At 63.7% G+C, this 21,533-nt stretch carries 12 protein-coding genes; 3 read left to right on the forward strand and 9 right to left on the reverse strand.

The window, feature by feature from the left end; translation table 11 throughout:
• Positions 1–3: 3 nt before the first annotated feature.
• The 6 genes from P3G66_RS05405 to P3G66_RS05430 all read right to left on the reverse strand — a co-directional run bounded on the left by P3G66_RS05405 (position 4) and on the right by P3G66_RS05430 (position 16,581).
• Entirely contained in the window at positions 4–12,465 is a 12,462-nt protein-coding gene (locus tag P3G66_RS05405) for a non-ribosomal peptide synthetase (RefSeq protein WP_276116298.1), read from the reverse strand.
• A 207-nt stretch (positions 12,466–12,672) separates the two neighbouring features.
• Positions 12,673–13,125 carry a flavodoxin family protein gene (locus P3G66_RS05410; RefSeq protein WP_003942217.1) on the reverse strand — a complete coding sequence of 151 codons (453 nt, stop codon included), beginning with the start codon at positions 13,123–13,125 and terminating at the stop codon, positions 12,673–12,675.
• A 47-nt stretch (positions 13,126–13,172) separates the two neighbouring features.
• Positions 13,173–13,820 (reverse strand): isochorismatase family protein, encoded by a 648-nt coding sequence (locus P3G66_RS05415; RefSeq protein WP_007735125.1) that lies wholly within the window; start codon positions 13,818–13,820, stop codon positions 13,173–13,175.
• A 36-nt stretch (positions 13,821–13,856) separates the two neighbouring features.
• Entirely contained in the window at positions 13,857–15,521 is a 1,665-nt protein-coding gene (locus tag P3G66_RS05420) for an AMP-binding protein (RefSeq protein WP_208689582.1), read from the reverse strand.
• A 41-nt stretch (positions 15,522–15,562) separates the two neighbouring features.
• On the reverse strand, positions 15,563–16,363 hold the full coding sequence (locus P3G66_RS05425) for a 2,3-dihydro-2,3-dihydroxybenzoate dehydrogenase (protein ID WP_003942103.1): 801 nt from the start codon (positions 16,361–16,363) through the stop codon (positions 15,563–15,565).
• Entirely contained in the window at positions 16,351–16,581 is a 231-nt protein-coding gene (locus P3G66_RS05430; RefSeq protein WP_003942230.1) for a phosphopantetheine-binding protein, read from the reverse strand. The genes P3G66_RS05425 and P3G66_RS05430 overlap by 13 nt, the downstream gene beginning before the upstream one ends.
• Positions 16,582–16,780: 199 nt before the next feature.
• On the opposite strand from P3G66_RS05430, the gene P3G66_RS05435 reads away from it, so the two are divergent.
• On the forward strand, positions 16,781–17,938 hold the full coding sequence (locus P3G66_RS05435) for an isochorismate synthase (protein ID WP_020969440.1): 1,158 nt from the start codon (positions 16,781–16,783) through the stop codon (positions 17,936–17,938).
• A gap of 7 nt (positions 17,939–17,945) precedes the next feature.
• On the opposite strand, the gene P3G66_RS05440 is transcribed toward P3G66_RS05435, so the two are convergent.
• Positions 17,946–18,344 carry a DUF1801 domain-containing protein gene (locus tag P3G66_RS05440; protein ID WP_007735116.1) on the reverse strand — a complete coding sequence of 133 codons (399 nt, stop codon included), beginning with the start codon at positions 18,342–18,344 and terminating at the stop codon, positions 17,946–17,948.
• Between the two features lie 200 nt (positions 18,345–18,544).
• Here P3G66_RS05440 and P3G66_RS05445 point away from each other — a divergent pair, with 200 nt between their 5' ends.
• Positions 18,545–19,492: a hypothetical protein gene (locus P3G66_RS05445; protein WP_058038678.1), complete on the forward strand. Its 948-nt coding sequence runs from the start codon at positions 18,545–18,547 to the stop codon at positions 19,490–19,492.
• Between the two features lie 96 nt (positions 19,493–19,588).
• A complete protein-coding gene (locus tag P3G66_RS05450; RefSeq protein ID WP_202427056.1) occupies positions 19,589–20,197 on the forward strand; it encodes a DUF3105 domain-containing protein in 609 nt (202 codons plus the stop codon).
• A 34-nt stretch (positions 20,198–20,231) separates the two neighbouring features.
• On the opposite strand, the gene P3G66_RS05455 is transcribed toward P3G66_RS05450, so the two are convergent.
• Both P3G66_RS05455 and dapB read right to left on the reverse strand, forming a co-directional pair.
• The gene (locus tag P3G66_RS05455; protein WP_003942246.1) at positions 20,232–20,696 is read right to left on the reverse strand and encodes a hypothetical protein; all 465 of its coding nucleotides are present in this window, start codon (positions 20,694–20,696) and stop codon (positions 20,232–20,234) included.
• Complete coding sequence (gene dapB, locus P3G66_RS05460) at positions 20,693–21,457, reverse strand: 4-hydroxy-tetrahydrodipicolinate reductase (protein ID WP_003942179.1); 765 nt, start codon at positions 21,455–21,457, stop codon at positions 20,693–20,695. The genes P3G66_RS05455 and dapB overlap by 4 nt, the downstream gene beginning before the upstream one ends.
• Between the last annotated feature and the right edge of the window lie 76 nt (positions 21,458–21,533).

Here is a 21,533-nt window from a genome sequence, read left to right on the forward strand (position 1 = left end):
GAACTATGTGGCCGTGCGTTTCGACAAATGGCTGTCGAGCAGCGGGGCAATTGCCGCCCACCCGGCTGGGGTCACCAATCCGGCGTGGTCGTACGGCAGATGGTGTACTGCCATGTCCCGGTCCCCGCGGACTCTGCGCCAGCGATCGGCCAGCAGCTGTCCGGACGCCTCGGCGTCGGCGGTGATCAGAGTAACCGGTCCGTCGTAGGTTGTGTCGGTCGAGCGGGCCACGAGCAAACGAGTGGCATCAAAACCCGCCCGAACAGCCTCGACTAGTCCCGGTGCCTGAGTGAGGATCTCGGGTGGCAGGGCGGCGGCCAGATCTCGGTCGTCGGCATCGTCGCGACCGCGATCGTCACGATCTCCCAGTGGATGAGTATCGATCAGACCGGCGAACTCCACTGTCTCGCCGATATCGACCAGCTGAGCCGCCATCGCGGCAACGACGTTGCCACCGAACGAGTAGCCGAGCAGGTGGTACGGCCCGCTCGGTTGCACGCCGCGAATCGTGTCGACGTACATCGCTGCCAGTTGGTCCACGTTCGTCGGTTCGAGTGGCTCACCGGCAACTGTGGGCAGTTGCAGGCCGAACAGTGGACGGTCGGCCTCGAGAACACCGGTCAAAGGCGCAAAGGGCCAAGCGAATCCACCGGCCGGATGCACGCAGAACAGTGGCTCTCCGCTGCCTTCGGCTCGCAGTGTCAGGAGGCGATCGCGACTCAGATCGATTTCGGACGCCGACTCGTCAAGGTGTGCTGCGAGCTCGGCGACTGTCGGACGGGCCATCAGCGTTGCCACACCGACGCTCACCGACAGGTCGTGCTCCATCTCCCCCACCAGTCGCATTGCTCGAAGCGAGTCGCCGCCGAGATCGAAGAAACTCTCTTCGGGATCGACTGCCTCGACGCCGAGTACCCGCGCAAAGACCTGGCACAGTTGCCTTTCCATCTCGGTTCGCGGTGCTCGGGCCGCTACTCGGGCGGGGGGTGCCGGCAACGCACCGCGGTCCAGTTTTCCGTTGGGCGTCAGCGGAATCGAATCCACGACGACGATGTCCGACGGAACCAGGTGTGCCGGTACGCGTTCCCGCAACGCAGCTCGCAGATCGGTTGAATCGGCACCGGGTTCTTCGATGACGTAGCCGACCAGTCTCGGCGGCGCACCGCCTTCGCTACGGACTGACGCTGCCGCTCGCAACACTCCTGGCAACGACGCCAGTGCGGATTCGACTTCACCCAATTCGATCCGAATGCCTCGGATCTTGACCTGATGGTCTGCGCGACCCAGATATTCGAGTTCGCCGTCGCGGCGACGCAGTACAACGTCACCCGTGCGGTACATGCGCTTGCCGACGGAGTAGGGATCAGCAACGAACACAGCGGAGGTCAACGCGGTCCGGTGAAGGTAACCAATCGCCGTTCCGTCTCCGGACATGTACAGCTCGCCCGCCGCTCCGATCGGTACCTCCCGCAGACCCGAATCGAGTACCCGCGCAGACGCGTTCAGAATCGGCCGACCCAAGCAGGGTGTCTCGCTCCCCTGAACCGGGGATCCCATCGCGTTGATCGTGAACTCCGTCGGCCCGTAAAGGTCGTACCCGTCGACACCGTCCTGATCGCGCAATCGCGACCACAACTCGGCAGGTACAGCTTCTCCGCCGAGCATCACCAACACCGGCGTCCGCTCACCGTCGAGGAGACCGGCGGCCATCAGTTCCCGTGCATACGAGGGGGTTACATTCACGACGTCGATACCGACTTCGCGGTAATGCTTCACCAGAGACGCGGGGTCCAGTCGCGCCTGCTCGTCGATCACGTGAACTTCGTGCCCCGCGAGCAACCAGAACAGTTCCTCCCACGACATGTCGAACGAGAACGAGACTGTATGCGCGATGCGCAGACGTCGGCCACCCACACTGTTTTCGGTCGGAGTGAATATCTCGGCCTTGTGATTGTGATACATCGTCGTCAACCCACGGTGACCCACCACGACGCCCTTGGGTTTTCCGGTACTGCCCGAGGTGTAGATGACGTAGGCAGGCTGGTCCGGTGAGGTCGGCCCGCAGACCGCAGCCTCGTCGACAACTGGTGCCGAAGACTGCCCGTCGAGTACCCCGGCCACGTCCGGGTCGTCGAGGACCAGACATGGCTGTCCATCGGGAACAACGAGGTCACGCGTCCGAGTCGTGGTGACTACCAGCGCCGCATCGCTGTCGAGGATGAGTTCGCGCAGGCGTGCCGGTGGGTGAGCCAGATCCAAGGGAAGGTAGGCCGCTCCGGTTCTCATGACGGCGAAGATCGCGACGACGTGATCGGCAGTACGCGGAAGCGCGAGCGCGACAACACGGGTCGGTCCCCCGCCTGGTACCGACTGCCCCAGCGCCGAAGCGAGTATCCGTGCCAGTCTGTCCACCCGAGAGTTCATCTCGGCTGCGCTCAGTGTGACGTCTCCGAAGACCAGCGCCGTCTCGTCCGGAGTTGCCGCTGCCCTTTCGCGCAGTAGTGCGTCCACGCTACCGCCGGCCTGGTCCGGCCGTGGCATCACGACGTACTCCGAAGCGAATTCCGCGGGGGTGCGCGAAAGCGGAACCGCCGTGTCCGCCACCGTGGCGGTATCGGAATTCGCCATCACTTCGAGAATCGTGATGGTGCGGGACAGGATGTCCTGAGCCACGTCGTGCGGAATCAGGTCAGGACGGTTTTCGAGTGTGAGCGCCATCGCCGCGTCCCCGACACCCGGATCCACGTCGAGCGTGAGCGCATAGTGCGTGCCGTCCACCGCATCGAACCCGACGATTCCACTGCGACCGAACGTGTCTCGACGTGCCTGTTCGTCGCGAGGGGTGTTGCGGAAAACGTAGAGCGTGTCGAAGAGCGTGGCGAACCCTGCACTTCGCTGCACGTCGCCGAGCCCGAGATGGTGATGCCCCAGCAGCGAACCTTGTTCACGGAACAGGCGTCCGAGCAACGCCGAGATCTCCTCGCCTGGCCGGACCCGGACACGCACGGGAATGGTGTTGAGCGCCAATCCCACCATGCGGTCGGCGCCCTCGACCTCGGGTGAACGTCCCGAAACCGTCGATCCGAAGACCACGTCGTCACGGCCCGTCACGGCGCGCAATGCCAGGCCCCACGCCGCAGAAACCACGGTGGACAGCGTCACTCCGCTACGTCTGGCCAGCTCGCGTACGTGCTCGGTGATGCTCTGTTCGAGCTGAACCCGGGTGAACACCGGCAACGGAGCGCGCCCGCCTGATCCCGTACCACCCACGAGTGTGGGTTGCTCGAGATCCGCGAGGTAGTCCTTCCAGGACGAGATGGCGTCCGTGCGATCCGCTTCGGCGATCCATCGCAGGTGATCACGGAAGTCCGCAGGCTTGTCGAGCGCGCCGTCGAGTCCAACCGGGTCCGTGCCGTGTGTGCGAGCAAACTCGTAGAGCGCAAACAACTCCGCGTACATCAAGGTCTGCGACCAACCGTCGGTCAGCAGGTGGTGCTGAGTGAAGACGAGGTGCGCTCCCCCACCTGGCAACCAGACCAACACCATTCGAATGAGTGGCGGCGCACTCAAGTCGAACAGCCTGCCGAATTCAGCCTCGTCGACGGCGCGGACCTCGATATCCAAGTCGTCGGGTGCGACTGCGCTCAGATCGATTTCGCGGAAAGGCATTTCGGCTGCCCTGGGCACGAACTGCACCGGAGCGTCGAAACCGGCGTGTGTGAAGCCGGCCCGCAGGTTCGGATAGCGCCGCAAGAGCGCATCCCCTGCTGCGCGGAGTGAGCGAACGTCGACGGCGGCATCGGCGGAGAACTCGAATCGCGGCTGCATGTGATAGACATCCGTGCCGCCGGCGCCGTCGAGAACCGACTGGAAGTACATGCCTTCCTGCAAGGGACCGAGTGGCAGCACGTCCTGCCAGCCCGGGCTCAGCGACTCGAGCCGTGCCCGACGATCCGCATCGACGGCCACGAGCGGACTCGGCACGCGATCCGGCGCGGTGTCGGGCAATGCCTTCCGGTCCACCTTCCCGTTGAGGGTGAGTGGTAGTGCCTCGAGCACCGTGATGGTCTGCGGCACCATGTGTTCGGGTAGGAGCCGCGCAATCTCCTTGCGCACCAGTACCGAATCGAGCGTGGTTGCACCTTCGGGAACCACATACCCGTGCAAACTTCCGGTACCCGCCGCATCGACGCGAACGGTGGCTGCCGCGCGGAACACACCTGCCACCGATCCGAGCGCGCCTTCGACTTCGCCGAGCTCGATGCGGAAACCGCGAACCTTCACCTGATCGTCCGCACGACGAAGGAAGTGCAAAACCCCTCGCCGGCGTCGGACCAGATCGCCGGTGCGGTAGAGGCGTGCCCCCGGCAGAGAAGGATCGGCGACGAACCGAGCGACGGTCAGATCGGGGCGGTTCAGGTATCCGCGGACCACCTGCGCACCGCCCAGATACAGCTCGCCCGCAACGCCTTCCGGAACCTCACGCAGGTCGTCGTCGAGGATTCGCACGTGCACATCGGTCCAGGGCTGACCGATCGTGACTCGGTCGCCGGTCGTGATGACCGAAGATGTCGCCCACACCGTGGCCTCGGTGGGTCCATAGACATTCCGGACCGAAGCAGCGTTGGCCACCAGATCGTCGGCCAGATCCTGCGGGAGGGCTTCCCCTCCCACCAGGGCTCGCACCATGGCGAGTCCGACTGCGTTCTCGTGTTCGGTGACCACTCGCCACAGCGCCGGCGTTGCCTGCATCACTGTCGCATCGCTTGCGATGATCAACGCCGACAACGCATCCGGATCGCGAACCGTCCTGCGGTCTGCGATCACGACAGTCGCGCCCGCCGCGAGCGGGCACAGCAACTCGAGTGCCGCGATGTCGAACGACACCGTTGTCACCGCGACGATGCGATCGCCCGGCCTGATCCAGCAATCCTCGAGTACCGTGTCCGCGAAGGCTGCGAGGTTGCCCGTCGAGACCATCACGCCCTTGGGGCGACCCGTCGAACCGGAGGTGTGGATCATGTAGGCGAGGTGATCACCCGCCGCGGGCGGCGGAGGAAGCACGACACCCGAGTTGGTGAACTCACCGTCCACGAAGACACTCGTGGCGACCGTCAACGGAAGTTGCCCGGCGCTGTCGATACTGGTCAGGACACACACCGGAGCCGCGTCCTCGATCATGAACTCGAGCCGCTCAGTCGGGTAATGGACGTCGAGTGGCAGGTACGCAGCGCCGATGCGCAGTACCGCGAGCAGTCCGGCCACCAGATCCGCATTTCGATCCAGCGCGACGGCGACTACCTTCTCGGGTCCGGCGCCGACCGCGAGAAGTTCGCGGGCCAGCTCGTCGACGCGCGCCGACAGTTCCCCGTAGGTAATTCCGACCTCGCCGGAGATCACCGCGATGTCGTCGGGGTGGCGGCTGACGTGTCGAGCGAACAACTGCGAGATCCCCGACGGCGGCGTCGCGCGTCGGCCCGGGTCGCGATCCGGCTTGTTTTCCGCCAGTCGCAGATCCGCGACGACAGTGCTGATTTCGTGACCGAGGACCGCGATCACACCGTCGAGCAATGCGTCCGCAGTCGCGGCGTCGAACAGCCCGGCATCAACCGTCAATCGAAGTTCTGTTGCGGTTCGGACGAATTCGAGGTCGACGCTCTTTCCGGGCGAGTGACCGACACGGGCAGCGAACAGGCTGCTCGTCGGACGCCCGAGTAGATCGGCGATTCGGTCGAGGCTGACATCGGAATGCGCAAGTGCCTCGGAGACAGCGTTTTCGACTCGCCGAACGACATCGGCAATTCTAGGCCGACCGGACAGGTCGACCCGAATCAGGGTGTCAGTCCCTTCCGAGACCAGTCCGACCGCAAGGTCCCGACCACCGCCGAAGCTGTTCAGCGTCGCCGCCACGGCGGCCAACAGCACCGCGTCGAATCCTGGTTCGTCACCGAACCGGGCATCGCGTAGCTGACGGAGGTAGGTGTGCGGGCGGTACTCTTCGCCGCGCGGGCGGTCATACGGAAGGTCCGTTTCGAGGGGCAGGTCCGCGAGCGTGCGAACCCAGTACCGCTCGTGATCAGGATTTCCCGCCACCGCCGGGGCGCGGAACGTCGCCACGGTCACGACGGGTCGATCGACGCCAACGACCGAATCCGGCGAGAACTTCGTCCGATCGACGCGTGCGGCCACGGCAAGACCGAGGGGGGTCGGGGTGTCGAAGACATCCGAGACGACGACGCGAATTCCCAGCTTGCGCAGGCTTCCCACCAACCGCATCGCAGTGAGCGAGTGACCGCCGAGAGTGAAGAAATTGTCGCCCGGATCGACGTCGGGAATCTCCAACACCGTTGCGACACAGGCGCACACTGCATCCACGACCGCGGGATCGACATCGATCGCAGGATCGGACGCGGCCACCTTTTTCGTGACAGCGACATTTTTCGCGGCAGACACCGCATCGGCAACGGACGCTGCCTGTCGGACTACCGTGAGCACCGCGGATGCGGGAGCTGTCGGCTCGGTCAGCAACCCACGCAGGATCTCCGCGAGCCGTGTGACCATTCGCTGCGCCGTGGCGTCGGAGACAACTGCCGGATCGTGGTACAGAACCAGATCCAGACCGGTGCTCGGCGGCGCCATCAACGTCATCGGATAGTGCGTGACTCCGCGGTTGGTGAATCCCTCGACCCGCAGTGTGTGCGATGCAGGCTGTCCTGCACCGGAGTTCGGGAAGTTCTCGAACACCAGGAGCGTGTCGAACAGTTGCCCGATTCCGGCGATGCGTTCGATCTCGGCCAAACTGGTGTGTTCGACGTCCACGATGTCGAATTGGGCGTTCTGGAGATCGACGAACTGATCGAGCAAAGGCCGGTCCGCGACGATGTCGAGGCGGGCCGGAATCGTGTTGCTGAACAACCCGACCATTCCCTCCACCCCCGAGAGTTCGGCAGGTCGGCCGGACACCGTGGCCCCGAACACGACGTCCCACTGTCCTGTCGCTTCGGCGAGCGCTGCTGCCCACGCACCCTGAACCAGGGTGTTGACCGTCAGCGCTCGCGCACGGCCGAGTTCGATCAGCGCTTCGGCGTCCGATGTCGCGAGAGGAACCTCGAGCGCGACGGGCACACTTCGCGGCGCTCCGGCATCGGCAACGAGAGTCGGCGCGGTGAGCCCACGCAAACGCTCGCTCCACGCTGCGCGGGCAGAGTCCTGATCACGGCCGGCGATCCATGCCAAGTAGTCGCGATACGGCGTCGGCGCAGGGAGGCGGCTGTCGCCGTCGTGGTAGACGTTCATCAGCTCGCGCAGGACGATCGGAGTCGACCAACCGTCGGTGAGCAGGTGGTGCGCGTTGAGGACCAAACGGTGCACCCCGCCGGGCAGCCGAACCAGTAGTGCACGCAGCAGAGGCGGTGTACTGACGTCGAAGACATGCTTGGCGGCCTCGTCCTCGAGCTGATCTGCAGAGCGGAATGCAGTGTCAGCTGGAACGGAGGTCAGATCGACCGAACGCCACTCGACTTTTGCGCCGCGCGGAATGATCTGAACGGGCCGTTCGAACTGCTCGTAGTGAAAAGCTGCGCGAAGGTTCGGGTGCCTGTCGATCACGGTCTCGAACGCGTCGGCCAACTTCGCCTCGTCCAGTGGCCCGGAGAGGTCGAAGCGTGCAGTGAGCGTGTAGACGTCTGCGGCTCCGTCACGGACCGCATGGAACAGGAGACCTTCTTGTAGCGGCGAGAGCGGAAGGACGTCGGCAAGCGGTCCGTGGACGGCTTCGAGTTCGTTGATCCCGGCCTGATCGACCACCGCGCCCTGGCCGAAGATCGTCGCCGAGCAATCGGAAGGCGTCAAACCACCCTCGAAGAGCGCGGCATGCGCGGTCAGGGCAGCGAGCGCACGTTCCCAATGCTCTTGCAGCTCGACGATCGTCGCGGCGTCGAGCACTGAACCCGCCGCAGTCCATTCGACTGCCAGCGTCGGTGATCCGTCCTCTCGGACAAATGCGTTGAGCGCCAGCACTTCCGACATAATCTTCGTCGCCGGCTCGATGACCGCGAATGGATCCTGCTCCGGCAATCGCCATCCGGTTCCGGGCAAGGACGGGAAGCGGCCCAGATAGTTGAGCAGCAGTTCGGGTGTAGCGCACGCGGAAAGGTCAGGTGCGGTGTCGGGATCCAGATGCCGCAGAACTCCATAGCCGACTCCGCCTCCGGGTACGGCGCGTTTTGCCTCCTTCACCGCACGAAGGAGATGCCCCGCAGCTGCTCCGCCGCTCAGTGCGTCGGCAAGATCGTCTGCGGTGAGCAGTGCATCGGTGGGAACCCGGACGGGGAACTCACTGGTGAACCACCCGATGGTTCCGGCGAAGTCGGTGTCGCTGGTGAGCGCGTCGCGGCCATGACCTTCGACGGTAACTGTCTGCGCGGGCAGCCCGATGAGGCCGCGGCCGTGCTGCCATGAGCGCAAGGCAAGCATCAAACCCGAGAGAAGCACTTCGTCGGCCTTGGCTCGATACGCCGCCGGAAGCGTGGTCAACAGCGCGTCGGTGACGGCCGGGGGCGCAATGGTTGTCGTGCGAGAGGCGGTTGCGGTCACGTCGATCTTCGGGTCGAGACGACGACTGCCGATCGGCTCGTCGTCCGCCTGTACCGACGCGGACTTCCAGTACTCGAGCTCTGACGCCCTGCTGCCAGAGGCCCCGAATTCCGCGAGCAACCCTGCGTATCGACGCCACGAACTTCCGCCTGCAGCCAACCGGGCCGACCTACGCTCGCGTGCAGCATCGGTGGCTTCGTGGAGGTCTGGAAGCAGAATTCGCCAGGACACACCGTCGACGATCAAATGGTGAGCCACGACGATCAATTGGTCGGGTCGACCGGCCTCGGTATTGACCAGTACGACTCGCAGGAGTTCACCGGCGCGTGGGTCGAGACTCGCCGCCGACGCCTCCGCGAGCTCTCTGATCCGGGACGGCTCGGAGGTGTCGGACACCTCGCGAACGAGTCCCTCGCTGCGCACTGCACCGGCGTCCCGGACGATCAATTCGGCAGTGCCGCTGTCGTTGTCACGGCGCAGGAGCAGGCGTAGAGCGTCATGGTGATCGAGGATCGTCTGCACGCCGGACTGCAGGTCACCCAGTGAAAGGCTGTCGTCGATGCGCACTGCGGTCCATTGCGCGTAGCCCGCGATTGCCTCGTCTGTCGGATTCTTGTCGATCAGTGCTCGAACGATCGGCGGGGCGATCACGGTGCCGGTCGCCACGTCCGCAACCGAGGCTACGGCGTCGGCGTCATCGGCAATCTCACGCGCCGCAGCGGCGATGGTTCCCAGATCTCGCTGTGCCAGTAGTTCTTTGGGAGCAACGATCAGACCACGCACCCGCAGTCGACTGCTGACACTGATTGCCGTGATGCTGTCACCACCGAGGCCGAAGAAATCCTCGTCCACGCCGACGCGTTCGCGGCCGAGCACCTCGGCCACCACGTCACAGAGGATTTCCTCGTGTGGTGTGGATGCAGCGCGACCTTCCGATTCGGCAGCCGGGGCAGGTAGTGCCGCACGATCGAGCTTTCCGTTCACCGTGACGGGCAGTTCGTCCAGAACGACGATTGCGGCGGGAACGAGATGATCCGGTACGCGACCGGCGAGGTCACGGCGCAATTCTTCCTGCGGCGGAAGCGTCGCGCCGGCGGCGGCTACAACGTAGCCGACGAGGCTGGGCCGTCCCCCATCCGTACGGATCAGCGCGGCAGCGGCGCCGATTCCGGGTACCGATCCGAGAACAGCCTCGACCTCGCTCAACTCGACTCGATGTCCGCGAATCTTCACCTGCTTGTCGCTGCGACCGATGAAGTCGTAGCCCCGCCCCGGCACCCACCGCGCCACGTCCCCGGCGCGGTACATCAGATCTCCCGGAGCCCCGAAAGGATCTGCGACAAAACGCTCGGAGGTCGCGCCGGCGCGGCCGAGGTAGCCCCTGGCCAATTGCGGTCCGGCCAGGTAGAGCTCACCTCGTTCACCGTCGGCGACCGGCTCGAGCGCGCTGTCGAGCAGGTACGCACGGGTACCCGCGAGGGGGTACCCGATACGCGGTCCGGCACCTTCGACCGTGGTCGCGATCGCGTCGACCGTCGTTTCTGTGGGGCCGTACAGGTTTCGAGCCGGAACACCGGATTCGATGATCGCGTCCCACAGTGCGGGCGGTGCCGCCTCGCCACCCACGACGAGGAGCTGCAACCGCTGCGTACGCAGCAACCCGTTGTCCACCATCGCTGCCGCCATCGACGGCGTCGTGTCGACCACGTCGACGCAATCTCGCTCGAACGCCGCGACCAGAGCAACCGCGTCCTTCTGCAGTTCCTCGTCGTATACGTGCACACGATGACCACACAGCAGCCACAACAGTTGATCGAGAGACGCATCGAAGGCGAACGACGCTGTGTGCGCGGTGTGCAGTTGACGGTTCCCGACGCGCTCGGCGGTGTCCCGGTAGATGGTGGCGCGATGGTGGTGAAGCAGGTGCGCCAATCCACCGCCTCTGACCAGCACACCCTTGGGCTTGCCTGTCGATCCCGAGGTGTAGATGACATACGCCAGGTGATCACCATGCCGTGCTGTCGCCAGTTCACCGAGTTCGAGTGGAAGCTCGGAATTAGCACGGAGTTCTTCGCGGACTGCGTCGGAATCGATGACGAGGGGGTCGGGCCGAGAACCTCCGACGAGTTGCTCGGCCAGAGTGGAAGTGGTGATCACGACCTTCGGCTGCGCGTCGTCGATCAGATCTCGCAACCGCTCGGCCGGGTGCTGCGGATCCAGGGCCACGTACGCTGCGCCCGCGTTCAATGTCGCGAGCAGAGCCACCACCATCTCGGAAGTACGCGGAAGCGCAAGTCCGACAATGTCGTCCGGGCCGACATCGCGGGCCCGAAGCAACCGGGCGAGCTTGTGGACGCGGCCACCGAGTTCTGCGCCTGTCAAACGTTCGTCACCGCATACGAGGACTGTGTCATCCGCGTGCTCGACGACGATGCGGTCGAACACGTCGGGAACGAGTTCGACCGAGCCGGGCAGCGGTGCAGTTTCGCGGCCGGCGAGAATCCGCGAGGCTTCGGCCGCAGGCATCATCTCCACCTGACCGACGGCAGGATCTCCCTCCCCGACCATCGCGTTGACGATGCTGACGAAACCGGCGAGGCGACGCTGAACCGATTCCCGAGTATTGGTACGCGCGTCCACTTCGAATCCGAGTAGAACTTCGCCGTCCGCAATGGGCGTCACCGTCAAACCCAGGTCCTCCGGCGGTCCCCCGGCGACGTTTCGCAGTACACCCACAGCGCCGGCGAAATCGAGGGCGAAGTCGAAAGCCTTGAGATTGATTCCGATCCCGTGAAGCAGTGCGCCGGTTCCGGCGACGCCCAGGTCCCGAGCAAGATTCTCACCGCGGTAGCGCTGGTGTGCGCGCAGGCTTTTCATCGTGGCGGCCACCTGCTTGCTCAGGTCACCGAGTCGATCGTGGCTGCGAATCGTCAACCGGAGAGGCAGAACGTTGACTGCCATGGCCGGCGTCTTGAGTGCCGTGCGGCCTACGCGCGCCATGAGTGGCATCGCGATGACAACATCCGTCTCGCCGAGCAGTCGGTGGAGAAACGCGCCGTAGCAGGCGATCAGTGCCTCGGCCCACGTTGTTCCCGTCGCGTCTGCCACCTCTTTGAGGCAGCTGAGGGCGTCGGCGGTAATGACCTCGCGAACCTGGATCGTTCGTTCCGCCGGACCGGTGACCTGCTGGCCGCGTCCGTCCAACGCGGGCAACGGCGTCAGGACATCACGCCAGTAGTCACGATCTTCCGCGAACTGCTCGCCAGCCCGGTACGCCTCGTCCTCGCTGACCAGATCTGTCATAGAACCGAATCGCGTTGGCGCGACCTCGGTTCCCTTCTTCGCGGCCGTGTAGTGCGCGGCGACTCGGCGCGAAATCATTGCTGCGCTGTATCCGTCGACGATCAGGTGGTGATAGAGCTGAATGCACCAGATCTCGCGATCGGAGAGCCTGATCAGCGAGTAGGTGTACAGCGGACGCTCCACCATCAGGCGGCAGTACTCGGACGCCCGGCTGCGCTCGGCGTCGACCAGTGCGTGCGCCACGGCTACGGGATCGCGCTCGTCACGGACGTCGGTGATCGGGATGATGCCAACCGGCTCGTCGGAGATGTACTGACGCGGGCCGTCCGCCGTCTCGATCATCCGCAGCCGCATGGTTTCGGCTTCACCGATCGTCGCCGTGATGGCGGCTGTCAGCAGTTCGGTGTCGATCGGTTCGTCGCCCGAGATTTCGAGCACCTCACCGACGAGGTAGCTCCGAGATTCGGGATCAAGCCTCTGTGCGTTCCAAATCCCGAGTTGAGCTCCTGTGAGAGCAAACGTAGCTTCGCTCGCCGCTCCGGAGTTCGAACCTGGAAGAACGCTCACACTGATCCCCTCGTCTGTGGACACACGTCACCCAAGGGTGACCTAACGTCGTTTTGGGTAGCCTAAACTAAATGTCAATGAATCGGGGAATCCGCCTCGCCGGTGACCCGAGAACCGACGGCTCCCGACGCGTCAATCAGAGGACACGCGCTTCTACAACCGCTTGCGGGACAGTCTCTTTCGTGAATCGAAACGAGAAAGTGAAGGCTAGTCCATCAGCGTTGCCGCGACGGTTCCGCCCAGTTCATAACAACCATCGCGGACAGATTTGTCCACGCTCACAGTCACTTCGAGCGGATCCGCCACCGCGACCAATCCGAGCCCGGTGGCGAGTTTGCGCACCGAGGACACTGCACCGGCAGTGTCGTTGTTGCCGTGAACCCACAGGCCGTACGGTCGATCCGAAACCGCGCCGAGGCATTGGTAGTACGTGGTGTCGAAGAAGTATTTCAGCGCGCCCGACATGTAACCGAAATTGGCGGTGGTTCCGAAAAGATAGCCGTCAGCAGCGAGGACGTCGGGCACCGTCGCCGCCAACGCCGGCATCACCTTCACCTCGACGCCCTCGATCTCGGGATCGCGAGCCCCGGCCAGGACCGCATCCAACAATTCGTGGGTTGTCGGCGAGGGCGAGTGGTGAACCACCAACAGAGTCTTCACACACCTGACAATACGGCGACGGGTGGCGCACCCGTCGCCGTTCACGCCTACGCCGAAACCGTTTCCGCGCTCATCGCCTTGACCAGGTCGTCGGTTCGGGTGACCGAGGCGCAGCGCCCGGCCGCGTACTCGAGCGCGCCGACATGCTCGTCCAGGGAGAAGTCGGCTACCGCGTCGCCCACGAAGAAGATCTGCACGTCTTGCATGAACCCGTCCAAAGCGGTAGTCAGGCAACCGATGTGGGCATAGATTCCGGTGATGATCAGCTGGTCACGCCCACTCTCGCGCAGCCGCTCACGCAGATCTGTCTTGATGAAAGCGCTGTAGCGCCATTTTGTGAGCATCACGTCGTCCGGATGCGGAGCCAACTCGGCGATCACGTCGGTGTGAGCGGGATCTGCCTTCAGACCCGGTCCCCAGAAATCCGACAGCAACGCGCGCTCCTCGGGATCCTGATCACCGGGTTGTGCGGTGTAGACGATCGGGATTCCGGCAGCTCGCGCCGACGAACGAAGCCGGTCGATGTTCGGAACCACGGTTTGGAGCGGGTCGACGCTTCGGTCGTACGCGTTCACGAAATATTCCTGCATGTCGTGCAGAAGCAGCACCGCTCGGGAAGGATCGAGAGTCCAGTCGACCCGATTCTGCGGAAACTCGGTGGGCATCTCGTATCGCACTGCTGTGGGTAGCGCCATGATGAATCTCCTCGAAAATGTGGGGGTGGGAACCGATCAACTCGACAGAGTCTGTGCAGCAATCGATTCGCTGAGAACACGGCGCAAGGCCGCCTTGCTGGTCTTTCCGACGCCGGTGACGGGGAACTCGGTCACGAACTCCACTCGATCCGGAACCTTGTACGCCGCAACGCCTCGGCCTCGTATGTATCGCTTGATCTCGCCGACGGTCGGGGCATCTCCGAAAATCACCAGAACGGCGCAGGTTCGCTCGCCCAGGTACTCGTCGGGAACAGCGACGACGGCCGCATCGTGGACAGCAGGATGCGAGAGCAGGTGGTTCTCGATCTCCTCGGCGGCCACCTTCTCGCCGCCGCGGTTGATCTGGTCCTTTGCGCGGCCCTCGACAATCAGGTGTCCCGTATCGGTGACGCTGACCAGATCGCCGGTGCGATAGAAACCTTCGGCGTCGAAGACCTCGGCATTGTGCGCATCCGCCCGGTAATAGCCACGGATCGTATACGGACCCCGAGTCAGTAAGTGCCCCGTGGTTCCGGGCGCGACGAGCGCGCCTTCGTCGTCGACCACACGAACCTCGTCGTCGGGTGAAATGGGCCGGCCCTGAGTGCTGACGATCAATTCTTGCGTGTCGTCGAGGCGGGTGTAGTTGACCAGCCCCTCGGCCATCCCGAACACCTGCTGGAGGGTGCAGCCCAGCTCCGTGGGTACGCGTGCAGCGGCTTCGGCGCTGAACTTCGCTCCGCCGACGCCGAGAACCCGCAAGCTCGACAGATCGTGATCTGCCTTACTGGGGGCGGCCATCCAGGCCAACGCGATCGGTGGGACCAAGGAAGCGTGCGTGACTCGCTCTGATTCGATCAGACCGAAAGCTGTGGAGGGCATGGTGTCCGGCGCCAGAACCACGGAGCCGCCCGCGTGGAGAACACCCAGGATGCCCGGCGAACTCATCGGAAAATTATGTGCTGCAGGGAGAACCACCAACATGCGCGTCGAGTCGTCGACGCCGCAGATCGGGTTGGACGCTCGCACCGAGTAGAGGTAGTCGGCGTGCGTTCGCGGAATCAGCTTCGGAACACCGGTCGTGCCACCGGAAAGCTGAAGAAAGGCGACCGACAACGGATCGACGTCGGCAAGAACGGGAACCTCGTATCCGCGCAGCGAATCGAAACCGACAAACTCTTCGGGGTCACCGGCCACGATCACAACAGGCGGAGTCTCGAGGCCTTCGTTCACCTCACGCGCCAGCGCGCGGTAGTCGAACCCGCCATGACGGTCAGCGACGATATAGGCAGCGACATCAGCGAACTGGCAGAAGTATCCGATTTCGGTTCGGCGATGCGCCGGCAACCCGAATACCGGCAGGGCGCCGAGCTTCAACACACCGAACAATGCTTCGACGTATTCCACGATGTTCGGCAGCTGCAGAAGCACCCGGTCACCGGCGCGAACACCCAAGCCGGACAGGCCTCCGGCCACGGCCGAGCTGCGACGATCGAGGTCGGAATATGTCAGCCGTGTCTGTGTGCCAGAGGCATCGCTGCCGACCACCGCTTCGTTGTCGGGATGCCGTGCGGCCGCGGCCGTGACGAATCCGGCCAGCGTCTCGTCAGTCCAATAGCCTCGTTCCCGATAATGCGTCACCAAATCGGGTGGATACTGTGCGACGGGTGCCAAGGGCTCGCGAGCGATCCTCGAGGTCATGCAAGTGACTCCTGTTCGAAAGTACTGTCAGCAAATACGTCTCACGCTTTGAGCGTCGCTCCACCGTCGACGTACAGCGCCTGCATGGTGATGTGGGCCGCCCGGTCGGACAGCAGGAAGTGCACCGAGTCCGCGATATCGTCTGCGGTGGCCAGTTTTCCGAGCGGAATACCCAGGCGATAGCTCGCCAGATTGCCTTCGATGACCGCGTCGGCACCCGAATCGTCGGAAGGGTCCGACCACAGTGACCGCTGCATCGCTGTGTCGGTGGATCCCGGAGCGACCACGTTGACACGAATGCCGTCAGTAGCCAGCTCCAGTCCAGCGGTTCGAACCAACATGGTGGCAGCAGCTTTGGACGAACCGTAAGCACCCATCCCGATACGTGGGACACCGGCCGCGTTCGACGAGACGACCACGATCGCCCCGGCCCGACGGCGACGCATTTCCAGTCCCACGCTTTGCAGCACGTTCAGCAATCCGAAGACGTTGACGCCGAATATCTTCCGCCACTGGTCCGGATCGGAGTCCAGCACCGATCCGGTGTCGAGAATTCCGGCGACGTGCGCGAGCGCGTCGATCCGGCCGAACGTGTCCATCGTCGAGGCCACTGCAGCGTCGACTGCCTGCCGATCGGTCACGTCCACGACGTGACTCTCGATATCGGCGCCTTCGACGATTGTTTCTGCCAATTCCGCAGTTACCCGCTTCAATTCGACGTCGTCGCGATCGAGCAACGCCAGCGAATACCCGTCGCGCGCAAGCGTACGGGCCACTGCGGCGCCGATCCCCGCCGCAGCACCGGTGACCACGGCGATTCGGCGCTCGCTCACTGCGGGCACAGGACCTGAACCCAGGCATTGATCGTGGGCTCTTCTGCCAACTCCGCGAAGTCGGCATCCGCGCCCGCTCCCCGCCACCGTTCGACGAGCGTCATCAAGCGAACCGAGTCAAGGCCTTCGTCACCCAGGTCCGCGTCGTCGCCGAGTTGTTCTGCCCTCATCGACAGAACCTCGGCGACGTCGCGCACGATCTGGTCACGGTCCACGGTGTTGCTCATCGGTCTCCTCGAGTAGTGGTCGACGCGCTCAGATCGAGCCAACCCAACCTCGTGTCGACCCCGTCCGCACGCCTTGACTTTAGGCCAGCCTAACCATAACGGTACGGAAGTACACAACCCGGACGCTCGCAACACAAATTCACCCAAACTAAGGCTAGCCTCAACATAACAAGCAATCTGTCGAACTGGAAGGGTGTCCATGTCAGCACTCGCCGAAGTCTCCGAATTCCCGTTGCGCAACAACCGGACTGACGATGAAACGGACTCCGTTTTCCTGCTCTCACGTAGGCAAACGTCGATCCGCACTTCGGGAGTAGTCGAAGAATTCGACTCGGCCTTCGACGCTGCCGAAGCCCTCAAGACCGGGCGCATCGACTCGGTCGTCGGCGCCCTGCCGTTCTCCCCGGAGACGCCGTCCGCCCTCACCGCGCCACTGAGTTTCACACGAGTCCGCGGTGATCTATATCACTCGAACATCCCGTCATTACCCACTTCGCGGGTAGCCGGATTCGAACCCAGCCCGCAGATCCACACCGACAGGGTCCGCGGAGCCATCGAACGACTTCGAGCAGGCGAACTCGACAAAGTTGTCCTCGCACGCTCCCTGACCATCGAGGCCGAGTCCACGATCTTCCCCGCCGCTCTGGCCGAGAAACTGATTGCACTCGATCACGCGCACAACGGTTTCTGCGTCGACCTGTCCCCCGCCGGAGGAAAGTACCGCGGGCGTTCGCTGGTCGGTTCGACGCCCGAGGTTCTGATCGAAAGGCGAGGCGGCGTCGTCACCTGCCACCCGCTGGCGGGCTCGATTGCACGCCATCCGAATTCGGATCAGGACGAGGCGAATGCCGAGCAACTCCGCGCGTCGACCAAAGATCTGGCCGAACACGCGTTTGTCGTCGACTCCATCAGCGCGATACTCGGACCACTGTGCACGTCCTTCAATGCACCCAGCGCACCGGAAATCCTTCGGACACCGCAACTGTGGCATCTCGGGACCAAGATCGAAGGTGTCCTGATCGACCCGAGCCTGACCTCGCTCGAACTCGCAATGGCGCTGCATCCGACTCCCGCTGTCTGCGGCACACCGACGGTCGCCGCACGCGAGCACATCACCGCAACCGAAGCCGATCGTGGGTTCTATGCCGGTGCCGTGGGCTGGTGCGACCGGACTGGAGACGGCGAGTGGATGGTAGCTATTCGTTGCGCCGAGATCGCAGCAGACGGCCTCTCGGCGCGGGCCTACGCCGGCGGCGGCATCGTCGCTACTTCCGACCCGGAAATCGAATTGAGAGAGACCAGTACAAAATTCCGCACGCTACTCAGTGCGTTCGACCTCGCTGAACATCATCTCTGACAGGGCGTCACTTCTTCGAGGTGTTCAGGGCAATCGCGGCGTGAACGAGTGCCTTGAACGCCTTTTCGTCGACGGCTTGGCCCTCGTGGAAATCGATCGCCCGTCGCGTATTGCCCTCGAGGCTGGAGTTGAAGAGTCCTGAAGCGTCGTCGAGTGATGCGCCTTTGGCAAAGGTCACCTTCACTGCGCTCTTGTAAGTCTCACCGGTACAGATCATTCCGGCGTGGTACCACACGGGAACACCTCGCCACTTCCATTCCTCCACCACATCCGGATCCACTTCTTTGATCAGAGTTCGTATCCGGGCGAGCATCTCGCCCCGCCAGTCTCCGAGTTCCTCGATTCGCTTGTCGATCAACCGAGACGGGGAATCTGCGCCTTGCTTGTCGGACTCACTCTTCGCCATCGCTTCGTCACTTCCTGCTCGTCGCCGCCGATCTCCGGTGAGTCGAGTATCCCCTCCTGCACGCGGATTCACTCGGTGAATCACTGACGCATCACGGCGTCTCGGCAGATGCGATTTCTTGCAGTTTCGGTCAAAGTGAGACGGACGTCCAGTATTCTCTGGGTACTAAGTCCCGATTCTTCGGCCTGGAGGACTGCATCGTGATCTGGAATCGACCGCTCACCCACTCAGTCGCTTGGGCTGCCGGATCGGTTGTTCTCGCCGCCGCGATTGTCGGCGTTCACACCGTTCCTGCGGCGGCGCAACAGGCCCGCGTCTTCGACGTACTGTGCACACCCACCGATGCAGGCCTTTCCGAGCTGTCCGGACTCACCGTCACCGCGGCCGGGATGTACGCAATCGGCGACAGCGGCTCCGACGATCGGGTCGCCGAACTCGATTCGAACTGCCACGTGCAGCGCTGGATCAGCGTGGGCACCCCTCGTGTCGACGTCGAGGATCTGTCGTCGACTCCCGACGGCCATCTGTGGCTGGCAGACATCGGCGACAACAACGCGGTACGAACGTCGGTCGGGCTGATCGAACTCGATCCGGCTTCAGGTGCGGCGACCTCCTACCCCCTGGTCTATCCCGACGGCGCGCACGACGCCGAGACACTACTGATCCAGAGCGACGGGGTTCCCGTCATCGTCACCAAGGACTACCTAGGTGCAAGCGTGGTCTACACAACCGCTGAGCGACAGCAGGTTCAGGATCTGAGTACGGGCTCGCCGACCATGTTGGCCAAAGTAGGTCAGCTCAGATTTACTCCCACCCTCACACCCGGTGGGCCCGTTCCCCACGCCGGAACGATGGCTGTCACCGGCGGCGCCGTGAGCAAGGACGGCACGGTGGTAGCGCTCCGCACGTATACCGACGCTTACCTGTACGCAGCTCCCGACGGCGATATCGTGAAAGCGTTGAACACCAACCCGATTCGCGTCCCCCTTCCCGACGAGCCACAAGGTGAGGCGATCGCGTTCGACGCTGCCGGTGATCTGATCAGTGGCTCCGAGGCATACCGAGGGCCATTACCACCAATCCGAATTCTTCGCGGCGCCAGCGACATCGCACTGTCGGGCGGAGCGAGCGGCTCTCTCGGGTCGTAGTCGATTCGCGTCCCCGGGAAAGCGGACAGGCGCCGCTATCATGGCCGAGTGAACAAACAACTTCGAGCGACAGTGGTGGTCTCGGCAGTTCTCGCACTGGCTTCGTGTGCGAATTCCCTCGAAGGATCACCGCGCCCGGATGCGTTTGTTCCGAGCATCGACAACCCGGATCCGTCCGAAGCCATCGACGGAGTTGTCACGGTCGACTACCCAGCAGCCCAACACGTACGCCCGAACGAACGCGTGGCGTACACATATTCACCGCCCTTCGGAGGCCGTCATGACTCGGTCTGGGCAAACTGCACCGGAGTTGTTTATCCACAAGCGATTCGGACCGAGAATGCGGTCCATTCTCTCGAGCACGGGGCCGTGTGGATCACGTACAACCCCGACCTCGTCTCGAGCGAGGATCAGGCTCGCTTGGCACAGCGAGTCGAGGGCATGAGCTACACGTTGATGTCGCCGTATCCGACCCTGGATTCGCCGATCTCGCTGCAGTCGTGGGGCCGTCAGCTCAAGCTCGACAACGCCGCGGACGCGCGCATCGATCAGTTCGTCTCGGCTCTGCGCGTCAACCCGAACACGTATCCCGAAGTGGGCGCGACCTGTTCGGTGCCGGTGACGAGCTTCGACCCGAACAACCCGCCGCCATTCGACCCCACCACTCCGGATCCGTCATCTCCCACAACCGTTCCGGAGCGGTAGCGTCTCAGCAGGCCCCGCTTCGCGGCGTAGACACCTACTTGCCTCGTGAACGGCGTTCCAGTTCGACTGCCCGTCGCATGGTTTCCCGAGCCCGGCTTCGGTCACCGGCATAGTCGTAGGCGCGAGCGAGTCGGAAGTTCTGCTTCCAGTTGTCCGGGTCTGCTTCCCAGTCGACCTTGATCTGGGCGAACAACTCGTCGGCGGCCGCTCGCTCGATCCGGCCCGAAGGCAATTTCGGAAGCGCAGACGCATCGACAGCGAGGCCCTCGTCGTGAATCTGCTGCGCGAGGCGCTGGTGCGTGAAGCCGGCACGGAGCGTGGCGATGACGAGCCACAGCCCCAGGAACGGCAGGATCAGCACGCCGATCCCGAGACCGATCGCGGCGCCGCCACCGTCCTGGATGAGCTGGATTCCGCGCTGGCCGAGCAGCACGAAGTACACCGCGAGCGCGATGCAAATCGCGACGATCAGTGCGACGGTGCGGGTGGTCTTGTTCATAGATCGAGAAAGGAATCGATACCGACCGTCAGACCCGGACGCGAGCCGATCTGGCGGACACCGAGCAGAACGCCCGGCGCGAACGAATTCCGGTCGATCGAGTCGTGGCGAATGGTCAGTGTCTCGCCCTGAGTTCCGAGAATCACTTCCTGATGCGCGACCAGTCCGGCCATCCGCACGGAGTGAACCCGGACGCCGTCGACGTCGGCTCCGCGCGCACCCTCGAGCTCGGTCGTGGTGGCGTCAGGGCTGCGTCCGACGCCTGCTTCCGCGCGAGCCTCGGCGATCATGGCGGCCGTTCGGTATGCGGTGCCCGAGGGAGCATCTGCCTTGTTGGGGTGATGGAGTTCGATGACCTCGACGGAATCGAAGAAGCGCGCCGCGGCAGCCGAGAAGCGCATCAACAGCACAGCACCGATGGCGAAGTTCGGGGCGATCAGAACACCCGTTGCCGGCTGGGCGTCGAGCCAGGACTGAACAGTCGCAAGCCTGGACTCGTCGAAACCGGTGGTGCCGATCACTGCATGAATTCCGTTGGCCACGAGGAATTCCAGATTTCCCATGACGACGTCGGGGTGCGTGAAATCGACCACTACCTGAGTGCGGGTGTCGACAAACGTCTCGATGCGATCACCGGTGTCGACCTGAGCGACGAGTTCCAGATCGGGAGCAGCTTCCACTGCCTCGCAGATCGCTCGACCGACCTTGCCCTTGGCTCCCAGAACCCCGACCCTGATGGGTGCTGCACTCACGTCTTCCACGCTCCGTCCGATGCATTGTTTGAGGTGAAGCCTACGCAATCACCCCGATGCGCTCACCATCAGTCGGGCGGGAGTT

The organism is Rhodococcus sp. C3V, assembly GCF_029269915.1.
Taxonomy (GTDB): Bacteria; Actinomycetota; Actinomycetes; order Mycobacteriales; family Mycobacteriaceae; genus Rhodococcus_F; species Rhodococcus_F qingshengii.